The sequence below is a fragment of the Pseudoalteromonas sp. McH1-7 genome (genome assembly GCF_013366255.1).
GTDB classification, from domain to species: Bacteria; Pseudomonadota; Gammaproteobacteria; order Enterobacterales; family Alteromonadaceae; genus Pseudoalteromonas; species Pseudoalteromonas peptidolytica.
Map to the genome: position 1 here is coordinate 37,567 of NZ_JABWPQ010000003.1, position 15,798 is coordinate 53,364.

Genomic DNA, 15,798 nt, shown 5'->3' on the forward strand with positions numbered 1-15,798 from the left:
CTTTAAAGCGTGTTAAAATCACAGATTATTTAAATAACAGAGATAGAAATTTGGATTCACAACAGTTAGTAGACTTCGCGCTGGATAAAGTAGACGATATGAAAGCCCGTGACATTGTTAAACTTGATGTTCGCGACACCTCCTCAATTACCGATTACCTCGTTATCTGCACAGGCACTTCAAAGCGTCACGTTCAATCAATTGCTGATCACGTTGCAAAAGAAGCCCGTCACGCAGGTGAGTCGCCACTAGGCCATGAAGGACAAAACGTTGGTGAGTGGGTGCTGGTTGATTTAGGCGATGTTGTAGTCCACGTGATGCAAGATGAAACTCGCGGTTTCTATGATTTAGAAAAGCTATGGGGTTAACGTGAAAATCCAACTCATCGCAGTAGGTACCAAAATGCCAAAATGGGTTGAGACCGGCTTCACTGAGTATCAAAGGCGCTTTCCTAAAGATATGCCTTTTGAGCTTGTCGAAATAAGTGCAGGCAAACGCGGGAAAAATGCAGATATAAAGCGTATTTTGCAACAAGAAGGGGAAAGAACCCTAGCCGCAATCCCCAAAGGTAACCGCATTGTGACACTCGAAGTGACAGGTAAACCATGGGATACACACCAACTTGCGAGCAATATGGAAAAGTGGCAACTAGATGGCCGCGATGTCAGCCTCCTTATTGGTGGACCAGAAGGTCTTGCTCCTGAATGTATTGCTGCTGCTGAGCAAAAGTGGTCTTTATCAAACTTAACGCTCCCCCACCCTTTAGTACGAATAGTGGTTGCCGAGAGCCTGTATCGCGGCTGGAGTTTAAATAACAACCATCCTTATCACAGAGAATAATAATGATAAAAAAACGGCCGACGATTAGGGATCATTCTGCCGAGGCGAATCTCTTTGCAAGAAGAGCCTTTGTCGGCTTTGTTTTTGTTGTTGTTATCATCGGTATCTTGTTTCACAACGTGTATAAGCTACAAATTGTTGAACACGAAACTTACCGCACTCGCTCCAATGATAATCGTATCAAAGTGATCCCAGTGGCTCCTAATAGGGGCTTGATCTACGATCGAAATGGCGTGCTACTTGCTGAAAATCGCCCCGTGTACAACCTTGAAGTGATCCCTGAAGATGTTGACGATCTAGAGGTAGCACTTGCCACGGTGCGCCAGCTGATTGATATCTCTGATCAACAGATTGAAGACTTCAAAAAAGAGATCCGTCATAACCGCCGATTCAAAAGCCAAGTATTAAAAGGCAGGCTAAATGAAGAAGAAGTTGCTATCCTCTCCGTAAACCAGCATCGCCTGCCAGGGTTTAGTGTTGAGGCTCGACTCTCTCGTTATTACCCTTATGGCGACACACTAACCCATGCGTTAGGTTATGTTGCTAAACTCAACAAGCAAGAGTTACAACAATTAGAGCTTGATGGTAAAGCCACCAACTACCGTGCAACCCATGACATCGGTAAGCTCGGAATTGAAAAGTTTTACGAAGAGACGCTTCACGGTACCGTAGGCTCTCGTCGTGTTGAAGTAAATAATCGTGGTCGCATCATTCGCACCCTGAGTATGGAAGCACCGCAGCCAGGCAAAGATTTAGTACTTACCTTAGACATTGGCCTGCAACAAATTGTTCAGCACGTCCTAAAAGATACTCGTGGTGCAATTGTGGTAATGGATCCAAGAGATGGGGGCATTTTGGCGCTATACTCAAACCCTAGTTACGATCCTAATCTGTTTGTGCACGGGATCAGCTCAAAAGATTACCGCGCGTTGCTCAACCCTAATAGACCACTTATTAATCGTGCAACTCAAGGTCGATACGCCCCCGCTTCAACAGTTAAACCACACTTAGCTATACTCGCACTAGAAGAAGGCATTGTCACCGAGACGACCAAAATTTGGGATCCAGGCTTTTTTCAAATTCCTAATGTTAAACACAAGTGGCGAGACTGGCGCCCATGGGGACACGAACATGTAGATGTTTACAAAGCCATTGAACAATCATGTGATACCTATTTTTATGAAACAGCCTATAAGCTTGGAATAACCAAGATCAGCGACTTTATGACTCAATTTGGTTTTGGTGAGTTATCTGGGATCGACATTCACGAAGAAACCTCCGCAATTTTACCCTCTGTTGAATGGAAACGGGCACGTTTTAAGGAGGCTTGGTATCCAGGAGATACTATCTCTGTTGGCATTGGCCAAGGTTATTGGACAGCGACCCCAATGCAAATAGCAAACTCACTGAGCATTCTTGTGAACAAAGGCAAGCATAAACAGCCACATCTGGTGCAAATTTCTAAACAAGATAGCGAAGTCGAACAACTGTTTACCGAAGAAAAAGCGCCTGTAGAGCTGCAAAATCCCTACCATTGGGATATTGCGCTAAAAGCCATGCACAATACAGTAAAAATCGGTACTGCAAAAAGTGCCTTTGAAGGCGCGACGTACGACCATGCAGGCAAAACTGGTACAGCTCAGGTCATCAGTATCGCTCAAGGTGAAAAATATGATGCCAAGAAACTAAAAGAAAAACATCGAGATAACGGTATCTATGTTGGCTTTGCTCCTTTTGACGATCCGCAACTTGTGATTACTGTAGTTGTTGAAAACCAAGGTGGTGGTACCGCCATCGCAGCTCCGATGGCACGCCAAGTAATGGACTATTACTTTTCTGCCTATCCTCTCGAACAGGAGGTACAACCATGAGCCCCCTAAACAAACCGCGTTCGCTACTCGAAAAAGTCCATATAGACTTACCATTATTTGCTGCATTAATGACGATGATGATTGCCAGCCTCGCCATTGTCTATAGCGCAAGTGGACAAGATATGGGGATGATGATGCGTCACGCAACCCGAATGTTTGGTGCAGTTATTGCTATGGTATTCGTGGCTCAGTTTTCACCCAGTACGCTAAAACGCGTGGCTATTCCAATCTACTTGGTGGGCCTTGGGATGTTGATAGCCGTACTTTTTGTCGGCGTCAGCAGCAAAGGAGCGCAGCGCTGGTTAGATTTAGGTGTTACCCGCTTTCAGCCCTCAGAAATTATGAAATTAGCTGTACCTATGACCGTCGCTTGGTTTATTGGTCGCTCTCATCTGCCTCCTAGTATACTAAATCTCATCACTGGCTTTACCATAGTGTTAGTACCAACTATTTTAATTAAAGAGCAACCAGATCTCGGCACCTCTATCCTCATCGCCAGCTCAGGGATTTTTGTACTTTTTTTAGCTGGCCTTAGCTGGCGTCTAATCGGTTCGGGGATACTGTTGGCAGTACCAGGCGTATATGCGTTTTGGCACTACGGGATGCATGCCTATCAAAAGCAGCGAGTGCTGACATTTCTTAATCCAGAGAGCGATCCACTAGGATCGGGTTATCATATTATTCAATCTAAAATCGCCATTGGCTCCGGTGGAGTTGAAGGTAAAGGTTGGTTGCATGGTACTCAGTCGCAGTTAGAGTTTTTACCAGAGCGCCATACTGATTTTATTTTTTCTGTTCTCAGTGAGGAGTTTGGCTTACTTGGTGTAACCATGTTACTCAGTTTGTACTTGTTTATTATTGGCCGAGGTTTATATATTGCAGTACAAGCGCAAGACGCTTTTAGTAAGTTGCTAGCAGGCGCACTGACATTAACTTTCTTTGTCTACGTTTTTGTTAATATTGGCATGGTGTCTGGTTTACTCCCCGTCGTCGGCGTCCCACTTCCGCTTATTAGTTATGGTGGTACGTCTATGGTGACGCTGATGGCTGGATTTGGCATTATTATGGCAATCGCAACAGATAAGAGGATGCTGTTAAAATAATGACTGCACGTTTTCGCTTTATTTATAGAACCATCATGACCCTAGTCTTGGCTAGTTTATTAACGGCTTGTGGTAGCCGTTATCATATTCGCCATGACAAAGCGCCATTGCGAGAACCAACCGCACTCGAAATGCAAGACGCCATCGTCACTAATGAGAAAAAAAGTGTCAGTGCTAACCGCCCCTATACCGTACTTGGTAAACGCTATACCCCTATTTCTGACGAACGCGGTTACCAAAAAGAAGGGATAGCCTCATGGTATGGCAGAAAGTTCCACGGTTACCATACCTCAAATGGCGAAATATTTAACATGTTTGATATGACGGCTGCACACAAAACTTTGCCACTACCTAGTTTCGCTCGAGTCACCAATCTTGAGAATGGCCGCACAGCAATCGTTAGAATCAACGATCGAGGACCATTTCATGAAGATAGGCTAATTGACCTATCTTATGCAGCCGCCTATAAGCTAGGCTATCATCTCAAAGGTACAGCCCGTGTTAAGGTCGAAGCGATTACTCTGACGCGCGAGTCTCCAAGGCTAACCTATGTACAAGTCGCAGCAGGTAGCAACCTCGAGAACATACAGGTTCTCGCAAACCAGCTACAACAAGAATTAGGACTAGGTACTGCGATCACCTTTGAAGATGACTTGTACAAACTGAGAGTCGGTCCTATTACCGATGACAATCAAGCACAATCTTTGCTAAAAACCTTACAACAGGGTCAATTTAGTCGTGCTTTCTTGCTTTACAGTGAGCAGGAACTTTAGAATAACCGTAATGAATGCCGATAACCAAAAAAGCGAGCATAATGACTTCTATCAAACCAAAAATCGTTAAAAAAGTCCTTGGACTAGTGTGCACTTTCTCTATCATGAGTGCCAGTGCACAAATTATTCCTTCACCGCCTCAAGTTAGTGCAAAAGGCTATTTTCTAATGGACTTTACTACAGGTAAAGTGATATCTGAAGGAAACGCTGATACAAAGCTTGCTCCAGCAAGCCTGACGAAAATGATGACTAGCTACGTCATTGGTACTGAAATTGAGGCTGGAAATATTTCCCCGACTGACATGGTTACCATTAGCGAAAAAGCCTGGGCTAAGAACTTTCCTGGCTCTTCGGTGATGTTTATTGAAGTCGGCAAACAGGTGAGCGTCGATGACCTTAACCACGGTATAATCATTCAATCGGGTAATGATGCCTGTGTTGCTATGGCTGAACATATTGCTGGCAGTGAGTCTGCATTTGCTGACTTGATGAATGCTCATGCCAAAAAGCTGGGAATGGATAATACTCACTTTGTTAATAGTCATGGCCTTGACACCGATGAGCATTTTACCACACCAAGAGATATGGCAACCCTTGGAGCTGCACTTATCAGCGATGTGCCGGCTGAATACGCCCTATACAAGATAAAATCATTTACCTATAACGGTATCAAACAATATAACCGTAACTCTCTTCTTTGGGATGCAAGTCTTGAAGTCGACGGCATTAAAACAGGCCACACCTCGGAAGCGGGCTTTAGCCTTGTTACTTCTGCTGTAAAAGACGATATGCGCTTAGTTGCAGTGGTTATGGGTACCGAAAGTGAACGGGCGCGAAAAGTAGAGAGTAAAAAGCTACTTAACTATGGTTTCCGCTTCTTTGAAACGATTACTCCGTATCAAGCTGGTGATGCGTTTGCCGATCAGCGCGTATGGATGGGCAATAAAGAAACGGTTTCTCTGGGCATTATGGAAGATACGCCTATTACTATCCCTCGTGGACAAAGCAAAAACCTAAAAGCGAACTTTGAGCTAGACAAAACACTTGAAGCTCCGTTAGCTAAAGGAACAAAAGTGGGCACATTATTTTTGCAGCTTGATGGCGAAGACATTGCACAATATCCACTTGTTACGTTAGAAGAAATTCAAGAAGGTGGCTTCTTCAGTAAGATTTACGACTACCTACGTCTACAGATCTCACAATAATCCATATCAGAAATGCCAATCAGTTATTGCGCACTGGTTGGCATTTACCTCCTCAAGGCAATAACTGCCACACTCTATAAATTTTATCCCCGTACTGAAGCCCTCCACTTTCTAGCTGCGGCTGTAGAAAGGCGGAGCGCTAGTTATATGCTTATTTTTAGCAGCTATTTACCGTATTTGAAGCATATCTCAATGATGGATATTTTTACTGCTGATTAAAGTAGTTTACAGATCTCACAATAACCCCATTTTATGTAAGTGAACGCCCAGGGATGAGGCGTTTTTTTTTGCGCTAAAAATGATAGAATGCGGCAATATCGTAGTGCCCGTAGGGTTTCGGTGTTTTTAGATAACCGAGGAATACCGATGAGTCTTAAATTTAAGCGAATTGGTATAACTCGGCAAAAGCACATGCAAGTAGTTTGTTGTGAGGATGCCGTCATGGTAAAACCAGTAAAAAACACTAAGTTTGATGAATACTTAGAATTTCCTTGCCCATTTACATTCAAAATTATGGGTCTAGCCAATGTCAATTTGACGGATCAAATCCTAGCTAAGTTGCAAGTAATTGCACCAGGTGATTATGCACCTAAAGTAAAGCCAAGTAGTAAAGGTAATTATGAAGCGGTTTCTATTGTTGCTACCGTCACTAGCAAAGAACACATAGAGCAGATTTATACCGAGATCGGTGGCATAGAAGACGTCCGTTACATACTGTAACCAGTAAGGATCCCCAATAATGGAACCACGTAAGTTAATCGTGCGTCAATTAGGCCTTCGTGAGTACGAACCTATCTGGCATAAAATGCAATCTTTTACCGATGAGCGGGACGATAGCACAGCAGATGAGCTTTGGCTGGTGGAACATGAACCTGTGTTTACCCAAGGTCAAGCTGGTAAAGAGGAGCACCTGTTAGCACCTGGAGATATTCCCGTTGTTAAAGTCGATCGAGGCGGCCAAGTCACATACCACGGCCCTGGTCAACAAATGCTCTATGTTTTACTGAACTTACGACGCTTGAAAATTGGGGTGCGAGAGCTTGTTACTTGGTTAGAACAGAGCATTATCGACTCACTTAAAGAGTACGGGATAGCTGCTTACGCTAAAGCCGATGCGCCAGGCGTATATGTCAACGATAGCAAAATTGCATCATTAGGACTAAGAGTCCGCCGAGGCTGCTCATTTCATGGTCTAGCCCTTAACGTAAATATGGATTTAAGTCCATTTTTACGAATTAACCCATGTGGTTATGCTGGTATGAATATGGTGCAAAGTAGCGAAATCAATGGACCTCAAACCGTCGCTGATGCGGGGGCTGGTCTGGTAAAACACATGCTAGAGCGTATTAAAGCCGAGCATGTTGAATACACTGAAGGGTTTGAAAACGAATGAGTAAACCAGTCAAAATGGAGCCAGGGGTAAAGCTCCGCGATGCTGAAAAAATGGCATTGATCCCTGTAAAAGTCATGCCAACAGAACGCGAAGAGATGCTAAGAAAACCTGAATGGTTAAAGATCCGCTTGCCTAAATCAAGTGAGCGTATCGACGGGATTAAGCAGGCAATGCGTAAGCATGGGTTACATTCTGTATGTGAAGAAGCATCTTGCCCGAACTTGTCTGAATGCTTTAACCACGGTACAGCCACCTTTATGATTTTAGGTGCTATTTGTACTCGTCGCTGCCCTTTCTGTGATGTTGCCCATGGTCGTCCATTAAAGCCAGACGCACAAGAACCTGAAAAGCTCGCGCTGACTATCAAAGACATGAAATTAAGCTATGTCGTTATTACTTCAGTTGACAGAGATGATCTTCGTGACGGCGGCGCGCAACACTTTGCCGACTGTATACGTGAGATCCGTAAGCATAATCCAGGTATTACAATCGAAATTCTGGTGCCAGACTTTCGGGGTCGTATGGACAGAGCACTAGAAATTTTAAGTGAAACACCGCCAGATGTCTTCAACCACAACCTTGAAACTGCTCCAAGGCTATATAAATTAGCGCGTCCTGGCGCCGATTATAAGTGGTCATTAGAATTGCTACGCCGCTTCAAAGAAGCTCACCCTGAAGTGAGAACAAAATCTGGACTCATGGTTGGACTTGGCGAGGAAATCTCTGAGATAGAGGAAGTATTAAGAGACTTACGCGAGCATAATGTAGACATGTTGACGGTAGGCCAATATCTACAGCCATCAAAACACCACTTACCAGTAAAGCGTTATGTCCCGCCAGCAGAGTTTGACGGTTTAAAAGCTTATGCTGATGAGATTGGTTTTAGTCATGCCGCCTGTGGTCCATTTGTACGCTCAAGCTACCATGCAGATCAACAAGCAGCAGGAAAAGAGGTAAAATAAATTAGCCTCTGTCGCTGCAACTCAATGCTTGCAGCGACTATCTCCTCATCATTTTACAAGTCATACCCATACAGTCAGTCATTTCAGTTCTTATCACCATTAACAGCAAAACGGTTTCATTTCCATGCTATTCGTTATATCTTGCCTCACCAGATAATAATAATGAGAGGCTAAACGTGCTTAAGAATAAAACTTTGGGTAGCATGCTAATTGTCGCTGGCACCACCATTGGTGCGGGCATGCTAGCACTTCCTATTGCATCAGCAGGGCTAGGGTTTTCTACCGCTATCGTATTGTTAATGATAACTTGGTTACTCATGACATATACCGCATTACTCATGCTTGAGGTGCATCAATATGCAGACCAAGACGCGACATTAAACACACTGGCAAAAAGCCTACTTGGTAAAACAGGTCAATATGTCGCTAACTTCTCAATGGTGTTTTTATTCTACGCTTTGTGTGCAGCCTATATTGCAGGGGGAGGCGCACAACTTCAAACAAAGCTCGTTGGCGTACTTGGTGAGGAGATCACCCCGCAGTTAGGCTCTGTATTACTGGCTGTAATTATTGCCACAATAGTTACTTTAGGTACCAGCACCGTCGATAAACTCAATCAGCTACTGTTTTCAATTAAAGTCGTCGTATTGGCAGGCTTATTTTTTATTCTTACCCCTTATGTGCACGGGCAGCACCTAATTGACATGCCAATTGAACAAGGTCTAATTATCGCCGCAATCCCAGTAATTTTCACTTCATTTGGATTTCATGGCTCGATCCCATCTATCGTCAAGTATGTAGGTGTAGATATTCATCAATTGCGAAAAGTAATGATGTTTGGTGCATCTTTGCCACTTATTATCTATGTATTTTGGCAGTTATTAAGTCAGGGAGTCATGGGACAAGCAAACTTAATGGCAAGCGATGGACTACCGGGGTTTGTCGCCAGTATTTCATCGATAGCACACAACAACAACGTTCAGGTATTTGTCACTGTGTTTGCCGACCTTGCACTCGCAACGTCATTTTTAGGGGTCAGCTTGGGCTTATTTGACTTTTTTGCCGATGCGTTGAAACAAAAAGATACCAACAAAGACCGCATTAAAACGGCATTCATTACGTTTTTACCACCGCTAGGATTTGCACTATTTTATCCTGAGGGGTTTATCATGGCACTTGGTTACGCAGCCATTGCACTTGTGGTGCTAGCCGTCTTCCTACCGGTTGCAATGGTCTGGAAACAAAGAAAGACGCGAGTGGGTAATGGTTATCAAGTAAAAGGGGGTAAGTTGGCGCTTGGATTAGCAACTGTTTTTGGTGTCATGATAATTACCTCTCAGCTGATGCAAATGGCAGGGGTCATACCAAGCTTAGGATAGTGTTAAATAATACTTGTGGGTTAGCGCTTAATATCAATTTTTTATTAAGTGATATATTTTGAAGCGAAAAAGTCTTGCCGATAACACAGCGACTCGCTTTGTTATCGTCAAGGCGGTTGAATACTTGTAGGTAAGGCTAAAATTCGCTTAGGTAGTTGTTCTACCCAAGGAAGTTTTTGATGTGGTTAACGCGAATTCATTACTTAGAATTGAGCAAGTAAGCATCAAGAAAGCTGATACAGTCCACATCAATAACACTAGAGTAATTCTTCCCGTAACTTTCTATGTCTCAATTGAAAATAGCCAACAACAGGAACAAACGCTAAACACAGAGTAGCGAAATTGATGATTGGAATAACGGTGACATATAAATAAGAAGAGTAACTAAGTTCCATCAAATGCCTGTCAACTAAGCGGAACATTTGCAAAATAGGGGCTGGTATTATGATGAGCTGTGCAACCACACTTTGCCACATATAGACTTTATCTTTAATCGCCCAAACAGCAATGATAGCCATAAACAGAATATCATTGAAAGCCCAAAATATATAACGATACACTCTATCACTGTCCACTGCTCTGACGATATCACTTGTGAAGTGACCGATGATATAAAAAGCAGCAATCAAAATTGCATATCTAGCGGCTTTAATATCCCGCAAAAATACGCAAGAAAATACAGCAACCAATGAAAGTGGTATACTGTATTGAATATAAAAGAGTCGTACTGACTCCCAAGCGTCTAACATATCTTCTATGTCAACGAGTTATGAAGGCTTCTTCTCAGCTTCCTCATCACCACCCTCGCCGTTACCACCGGGAAGTCTAAAGTTTTGAGGTTTTTTTACTAAAATCATTCTATTTCTCCTTTAAGTAGAACCAGCAGGAACAATAGCGAATTCCCTGTAATTTGGCAACAAACTCTCACTAATTTTCCCTCACTTCAATGGGATCAGACTCTTTTGGTTTTCCCTGTAAAATAGAGATTTCAACGCGCCTGTTGCGGCGTCTATCGAGGTCACTATCATTCGGTACTAGCGGTCTAGTATCAGCATGCCCTACGACTAACATTCTATTTTTATCAAAGCCTCGTACTTTTTCCATTACAGTCGCCACGGCTACAGCCCGAGTTGCTGACAGATCCCAATTGTTAGAGTAAAGCTCATTCGTTACCCTAAAATCGTCAGTGTGACCGGATACCGTGATCTCTCCTGGCACATCCTTTAACAGCTCTGCTATTTCTTCAATTACAGGCTCAAATTTAGGCTGCAAAAATGCACTACCCGCAGGGAAAGAGCCATTCTCTTGAATGCGAATGATGATTTGTTGTCCTAAAGACTCTAGTTCGATAGCACCGTCCATGATTTGCTTTTCAAGTTGCTGCGCTATTTTTTTGACTAACTCATTTACCTGCTCTTGCTCTGCTGAAGCAATTGCTTGAGTCGATGCCATTTCTTGCGCTGTACTGGCTGATTCACCACCGCGCTTATTACCACGCTGCTCCTGCCTTCCCCCCGCAGACGCTTCGTCTCCAGCTTGGAACTCAAGCATTTGTTGTGTCATTTCGACGGTTTGCTGCTGGATTGTTTCAATTGGGGTAGGCTCTGGTTTTCCTGGTGTGAATTCCATTGCAATCACACTCGTACCTTTGGGTATATCTTTGACTTCAATTTTATTTTGTACGCCGAATGCAAACTTCATAGAGCCTGCAATTTGTTTAAATTTGAGTACATCCATCTCGGAAAAGGCGAGCAGCAATACAAAGAAGCACATGAGCAGTGACATCAAGTCAGCAAATGTTCCCATCCAAGCGGGCAAACCTGGCGGGGGACATTTACATTCGTTCTCATCAGACATGATTATTCCTCAGCTTCTGAACCACGTTTTGACTCAGGTAGATAGTTTTTCAAAATGCCCTCGATAACCTTGGGGTTTTGGCCATCTTGAATGCCCAAGATAGCATCAAGTATTAACCGCTGATTACGCTCCTCTTCGTCTTTACGTAATTCGAGTTTTACCTGTATTGGAATAGCCACAACATTCGCTAAGAATGCACCATATAGCGTTGTTAAAAGTGCAACAGCCATCGCTGGCCCTATCGCTTTCGGGTCATCCATATTTGATAACATGGCTACTAAGCCGATAAGTGTACCTATCATCCCCATTGCAGGGGCTATATCGGCAAGCGATTTGAACAGGCCAGCGCCAAGTTCATGGCGAGATGAGGTAAGTGCAATGTCTTTTTGCAAGGTGGCTCTCACAACATCAGCATCATGACCATCAACGAGCATATCCACGCCTTTGCGCATAAATTGATTTGGAATTTCAGCTTCTTCAAGCGCAAGAAAGCCGCCTTTACGCGCTGAATCAGCAAGTTCTACCGCTTTTTCAATCAGTTCTTCAGGTGTTTCAATTTTAAACATGAAGGCCTTTCCGGCCACTTTCCCAATCCCGAAAAATTGTCCAAGTGTAAAGTTAGACAATACAATGAAGATTGAACCACCAAATACGATAACGACGGACGGCGTGTTATAGAACATAGCGATCTGGCCATCACTACTTAATACCATAGACATTACAATCAGACCTATGGCACCCAGGATCCCTATTACCGTTGCTAAATCCACATGTCCTCCGAGGGAAGTTATTTGTGATAAATCACGCAGTTATTGTTGTTTGAGTTATCGGCAAGTTTTTCTACAACTTAACACTATTATATTAAAAAGTGTTTAAAATGCGAGTTTATAGCAGATCTTGCAAAGCTGATACGCTCCGTTGTCAAAAACTCGCTGGTTTTTTTGACCTTAGCCCTCAATCCCCCTAAAATTGCGTCACTTTTACTTTTCGAGTCAACGTGACATATGGCAGTAAAAAAACCTGATAACTTAAGCTTTGAAGAAGCAATGCAAGAGTTAGAACAAATCGTAGCAGAGATGGAAAACGGCAGTTTAGCGCTAGATCAAGCCCTTAAGCAATTTGAGCGTGGAATAAAACTTGCCAAAGCATCGAACCAAAAACTTCAGCAAGCTGAGCAACAAGTCGCAATTTTGATGGGCGAAGGTGAGCAAGCACAATTACAGCCATTTGATAACGAAGCCTAATGTCAGCAAAATTAAAAGAACAACTGCAGCATGCTAAAACGCGGGTAGAAACCACGCTTTTACGCAGCTTTGATAACATGCTAGACACAGAAGAAAATGTCTTAGCGGCAACTCGCTACAGCGTAGAAAATGGTGGCAAGCGCTTACGGCCTTTTCTAGTCTACTGTACCGGAGAACTCTTTGGCGCAGCAGCAGCAGATCTCGATAACGCAGCTGCGGCCATCGAGTGTATTCACAGCTATTCTTTGGTACACGACGATTTACCAGCGATGGATGATGATGAGCTAAGGCGCGGTCGACCTACGTGCCATATTCAATTTGATGAAGCTACCGCAATATTAGCGGGCGATGCGCTACAGACTCTGGCTTTTGAGCTGCTAAGTACACCAAACTTTACCATCAGCCCACAGTCCCAGTTACAGATGATAAGTGCCCTAGCAAAAGCTTCAGGATTACAAGGGATGGTAGGCGGTCAAGCGCTAGACATTGCCGCAACTGACCGCACCGTAACACTCACAGAGCTTGAGCGTATACATAAGCTCAAAACAGGTGCGCTTTTAAGTTGCGCAATTGAATTAGGTATGTTGTGCGCACAACCAGAGCGCCTCACTGATGAAACGCGTCAAGCAATGCGAACTTACGGTCAAGCCATTGGACTTGCATTCCAAGTACGCGATGACATCCTAGATGTCGAAGGCGATACGGCTGTACTTGGCAAACCTCAAGGCTCAGATGTAGAACATAATAAATCTACTTATCCAGCATTACTTGGTTTAACGCAGGCCAAAGAAAAAGCCGAACAGTTAATACATGAGGCGCTCAACGCGCTAGAAACGATCAATGGTGATACAGAAGTGCTTGCCGATTTAGCAAAATACATCATAGATCGAGAACATTAAGTGTGCGTATAACCTGTATACGCCAAGCTAAGAAAATGTTCACAAGTACTTTGTAAAAACTGGCTAACATAATATTATGACCAGTTAGTAAAGCATTTTAATAATTATGAAGTGAGCTGCGTAACGAACTTACGCTGAGATTCACTTAGGACTCTGATAAATAACATGAAACTTGATAGTAGCAAGTATCCTTTACTCGCGTTAATTGACGAGCCAAGTCAGCTTCGTCAATTACCCCAGCACAAGTTAACCGCCTTTAGTGATGAGCTTCGCGAATATTTGCTGAACTCAGTCTCTCAAAGTAGCGGTCATTTTGCGTCTGGCCTAGGCACTGTAGAGCTTACCGTGGCCTTGCATTATGTATATAACACACCAAATGATAGATTGGTGTGGGATGTAGGTCATCAAGCATATCCTCATAAACTACTGACAGGTAGAAGAGAGAGGATGCACACTATTCGTCAAAAAGACGGGTTACACCCTTTCCCTTATCGGGAAGAAAGTGAATACGATACTTTTAGCGTTGGTCACTCTAGCACCTCTATTTCTGCTGCACTTGGTATGGCGATTGCAGCCGAAAAAGAAGGAATTGGGCGTAAAACCGTCGCTGTAATTGGTGATGGCGCGATGACCGCAGGAATGGCATTTGAAGCCATGAACCACGCAGGTGATGTCAACCCTGACATGCTCGTTATTCTCAATGATAACGAGATGTCGATCTCCGAGAATGTAGGTGCACTGAATAACCATTTCGCTAAAATTCTATCTGGAAGTTTTTATACCAATATTCGTGAAGGCAGTAAAAAACTGCTGTCTGGCGTCCCCCCGGTCAAAGAGCTAGCAGGTCGTATGGAAGAGCACCTGAAGGGTATGATAATCCCAGGCACCTTCTTTGAAGAGTTAGGTTTTAACTACATTGGTCCAATTGACGGGCATGACGTAGATACCCTAGTAGATACGCTGCGCAATATGCGCAACTTAAAAGGACCTCAACTACTTCACGTTAAGACCCAAAAAGGAAAAGGCTATAAACCAGCAGAAGCCGACCCTATCGGTTATCATGCAGTGCCTAAGTTTGACCCTAACGTGCACAGCTTACCTAAATCAAAACCAAGCGCACCGACCTTCTCAAAGGTATTTGGTGATTGGCTATGTGATATGGCAGCACAGGACAATAAACTGATGGCAATCACACCTGCAATGCGTGAAGGCTCAGGTATGGTTCGTTTTTCAAAAGAATATCCAGCTCAGTATTTTGACGTTGCTATTGCTGAACAGCATGCAGTTACATTGGCAGCAGGCTTTGCATGTGAAGACTTAAACCCAGTTGTGGCAATTTATTCAAGCTTCCTACAGCGGGCGTATGATCAGCTTATTCATGATGTTGCTTTACAGAACCTACCTGTACTATTTGCAATTGATCGCGCTGGCGTTGTTGGCGCTGACGGTGAAACACATCAAGGCGCTTACGATCTCAGCTTTTTACGTTGTATTCCAAATATGGTGATCATGGCACCAAGCGACCTAAATGAATGCCGTCAAATGCTCTATACCGGTCACCGTCTTAATCAACCAGCAGCGGTCAGATACCCAAGAGGAAGTGCAGGCAGTGCTGAAATTGCAACTGAAATGACCGAGCTAGAAATTGGTAAAGGCAAACTAGTCAGAACAGGTGAAAAGCTTGCCATTTTAAGCTTTGGAACGTTACTTGAGAGCGCTGCAGTGGTTGCTGAGCAGCTTAACGCGACTTTGGTTGATATGCGCTTTGTTAAGCCATTAGATACTGAGTTAATTGAGGAGTTAGTGGTCACTCACGAACGTTTTGTGACGCTTGAAGATAACGCTATTGCTGGTGGTGCAGGCTCGGCCGTTAGTGAGTATTTGGCAGCTCAAGGACACTTGAAGCCAATTAAATTACTTGGTTTACCTGACGAGTTCATTAAGCATGGTTCACAAGCTGAAATCCACGCTGAGCTTGGTCTGAGTAGCGAGGGTATTGCCCAACAAATTAACGACTGGCTTAAATAAACAGCCGGAGGTTACTTCTCAAATTTGTACGTTAATAGCTAGCCTATTGCAAGCAAATTTAACGCAATAATAAAAAGGGCTTCTATCAAGAAGCCTTTTTTGATCTTATACCAATTACCTCAATTAAGTGGTCTATTTTGAGGCGAGAAAATCTTATCGATAACTCCGCTACCGCGTCCTGCTATCGCTAAGGTACCTACATCCATATAGGCAAGGCAAAAATTTTGCTATTTAGTGGTTCTAA

Annotated in this window: 16 protein-coding genes; 13 read left to right on the top strand and 3 right to left on the bottom strand. The window is 43.5% G+C overall.

What is annotated here, in order from left to right; all coding sequences use genetic code 11:
• Window positions 1–50 precede the first annotated feature (50 nt).
• The 10 genes from rsfS (at window position 51) to HUZ36_RS02820 (ending at window position 9,526) form a co-directional block, all read left to right on the top strand.
• The gene (rsfS, locus tag HUZ36_RS02775) at window positions 51–368 is read left to right on the top strand and encodes a ribosome silencing factor (RefSeq protein ID WP_125250879.1); all 318 of its coding nucleotides are present in this window, start codon (window positions 51–53) and stop codon (window positions 366–368) included.
• Window position 369: 1 nt separating this feature from the next.
• Window positions 370–840 carry a 23S rRNA (pseudouridine(1915)-N(3))-methyltransferase RlmH gene (rlmH, locus tag HUZ36_RS02780; RefSeq protein ID WP_176031931.1) on the top strand — a complete coding sequence of 157 codons (471 nt, stop codon included), beginning with the start codon at window positions 370–372 and terminating at the stop codon, window positions 838–840.
• A 2-nt stretch (window positions 841–842) separates the two neighbouring features.
• On the top strand, window positions 843–2,711 hold the full coding sequence (mrdA, locus tag HUZ36_RS02785) for a penicillin-binding protein 2 (RefSeq protein ID WP_176031932.1): 1,869 nt from the start codon (window positions 843–845) through the stop codon (window positions 2,709–2,711).
• Window positions 2,708–3,814: a rod shape-determining protein RodA gene (gene rodA / locus HUZ36_RS02790; protein ID WP_176031933.1), complete on the top strand. Its 1,107-nt coding sequence runs from the start codon at window positions 2,708–2,710 to the stop codon at window positions 3,812–3,814. The genes mrdA and rodA overlap by 4 nt, the downstream gene beginning before the upstream one ends.
• Window positions 3,814–4,587, top strand: a complete 774-nt coding sequence (locus HUZ36_RS02795; protein WP_147389345.1) for a septal ring lytic transglycosylase RlpA family protein — start codon at window positions 3,814–3,816, stop codon at window positions 4,585–4,587. Before rodA ends, HUZ36_RS02795 begins: the two co-directional genes overlap by 1 nt.
• A gap of 41 nt (window positions 4,588–4,628) precedes the next feature.
• Window positions 4,629–5,792 (top strand): serine hydrolase, encoded by a 1,164-nt coding sequence (locus HUZ36_RS02800; RefSeq protein WP_176031934.1) that lies wholly within the window; start codon window positions 4,629–4,631, stop codon window positions 5,790–5,792.
• Window positions 5,793–6,233: 441 nt separating this feature from the next.
• Entirely contained in the window at window positions 6,234–6,512 is a 279-nt protein-coding gene (gene ybeD / locus HUZ36_RS02805; RefSeq protein ID WP_099641858.1) for a DUF493 family protein YbeD, read from the top strand.
• Between the two features lie 19 nt (window positions 6,513–6,531).
• Window positions 6,532–7,185 (top strand): lipoyl(octanoyl) transferase LipB, encoded by a 654-nt coding sequence (gene lipB / locus HUZ36_RS02810; RefSeq protein ID WP_176031935.1) that lies wholly within the window; start codon window positions 6,532–6,534, stop codon window positions 7,183–7,185.
• Entirely contained in the window at window positions 7,182–8,147 is a 966-nt protein-coding gene (lipA, locus tag HUZ36_RS02815) for a lipoyl synthase (RefSeq protein WP_125250887.1), read from the top strand. The genes lipB and lipA overlap by 4 nt, the downstream gene beginning before the upstream one ends.
• Before the next feature lie 176 nt (window positions 8,148–8,323).
• Window positions 8,324–9,526 carry an aromatic amino acid transport family protein gene (locus tag HUZ36_RS02820; RefSeq protein WP_176031936.1) on the top strand — a complete coding sequence of 401 codons (1,203 nt, stop codon included), beginning with the start codon at window positions 8,324–8,326 and terminating at the stop codon, window positions 9,524–9,526.
• Between the two features lie 257 nt (window positions 9,527–9,783).
• On the opposite strand, the gene HUZ36_RS02825 is transcribed toward HUZ36_RS02820, so the two are convergent.
• From HUZ36_RS02825 to pomA, 3 genes are all read right to left on the bottom strand, one after another.
• Window positions 9,784–10,275: a hypothetical protein gene (locus tag HUZ36_RS02825; RefSeq protein ID WP_176031937.1), complete on the bottom strand. Its 492-nt coding sequence runs from the start codon at window positions 10,273–10,275 to the stop codon at window positions 9,784–9,786.
• 178 nt (window positions 10,276–10,453) lie between these two features.
• Window positions 10,454–11,383: a flagellar motor protein MotB gene (locus HUZ36_RS02830; protein ID WP_176031938.1), complete on the bottom strand. Its 930-nt coding sequence runs from the start codon at window positions 11,381–11,383 to the stop codon at window positions 10,454–10,456.
• 2 nt (window positions 11,384–11,385) lie between these two features.
• Window positions 11,386–12,153 carry a flagellar motor protein PomA gene (pomA, locus tag HUZ36_RS02835; RefSeq protein WP_125250891.1) on the bottom strand — a complete coding sequence of 256 codons (768 nt, stop codon included), beginning with the start codon at window positions 12,151–12,153 and terminating at the stop codon, window positions 11,386–11,388.
• A 234-nt stretch (window positions 12,154–12,387) separates the two neighbouring features.
• On the opposite strand from pomA, the gene xseB reads away from it, so the two are divergent.
• The 3 genes from xseB to dxs all read left to right on the top strand — a co-directional run bounded on the left by xseB (window position 12,388) and on the right by dxs (window position 15,554).
• Window positions 12,388–12,627, top strand: coding sequence for an exodeoxyribonuclease VII small subunit (gene xseB, locus HUZ36_RS02840; RefSeq protein WP_125250892.1), 240 nt, complete (start codon window positions 12,388–12,390; stop codon window positions 12,625–12,627).
• On the top strand, window positions 12,627–13,526 hold the full coding sequence (ispA, locus tag HUZ36_RS02845; protein WP_176031939.1) for a (2E,6E)-farnesyl diphosphate synthase: 900 nt from the start codon (window positions 12,627–12,629) through the stop codon (window positions 13,524–13,526). Before xseB ends, ispA begins: the two co-directional genes overlap by 1 nt.
• Window positions 13,527–13,691: 165 nt before the next feature.
• Window positions 13,692–15,554 (top strand): 1-deoxy-D-xylulose-5-phosphate synthase, encoded by a 1,863-nt coding sequence (dxs, locus tag HUZ36_RS02850; protein ID WP_176031940.1) that lies wholly within the window; start codon window positions 13,692–13,694, stop codon window positions 15,552–15,554.
• Window positions 15,555–15,798 lie beyond the last annotated feature (244 nt).

Bases quoted from the DNA above. Each gene is read 5' to 3' on its own strand.
- mrdA (WP_176031932.1), top strand. From the start codon at position 843: ATGATAAAAAAACGGCCGACGATTAGGGATCATTCTGCCGAGGCGAAT.
- rodA (WP_176031933.1), top strand. From the start codon at position 2,708: ATGAGCCCCCTAAACAAACCGCGTTCGCTACTCGAAAAAGTCCATATA.
- HUZ36_RS02795 (WP_147389345.1), top strand. From the start codon at position 3,814: ATGACTGCACGTTTTCGCTTTATTTATAGAACCATCATGACCCTAGTC.
- HUZ36_RS02800 (WP_176031934.1), top strand. From the start codon at position 4,629: ATGACTTCTATCAAACCAAAAATCGTTAAAAAAGTCCTTGGACTAGTG.
- ybeD (WP_099641858.1), top strand. From the start codon at position 6,234: ATGGTAAAACCAGTAAAAAACACTAAGTTTGATGAATACTTAGAATTT.
- lipB (WP_176031935.1), top strand. From the start codon at position 6,532: ATGGAACCACGTAAGTTAATCGTGCGTCAATTAGGCCTTCGTGAGTAC.
- lipA (WP_125250887.1), top strand. From the start codon at position 7,182: ATGAGTAAACCAGTCAAAATGGAGCCAGGGGTAAAGCTCCGCGATGCT.
- HUZ36_RS02825 (WP_176031937.1), bottom strand. From the start codon at position 10,275: ATGTTAGACGCTTGGGAGTCAGTACGACTCTTTTATATTCAATACAGT.
- HUZ36_RS02830 (WP_176031938.1), bottom strand. From the start codon at position 11,383: ATGTCTGATGAGAACGAATGTAAATGTCCCCCGCCAGGTTTGCCCGCT.
- xseB (WP_125250892.1), top strand. From the start codon at position 12,388: ATGGCAGTAAAAAAACCTGATAACTTAAGCTTTGAAGAAGCAATGCAA.
- ispA (WP_176031939.1), top strand. From the start codon at position 12,627: ATGTCAGCAAAATTAAAAGAACAACTGCAGCATGCTAAAACGCGGGTA.
- dxs (WP_176031940.1), top strand. From the start codon at position 13,692: ATGAAACTTGATAGTAGCAAGTATCCTTTACTCGCGTTAATTGACGAG.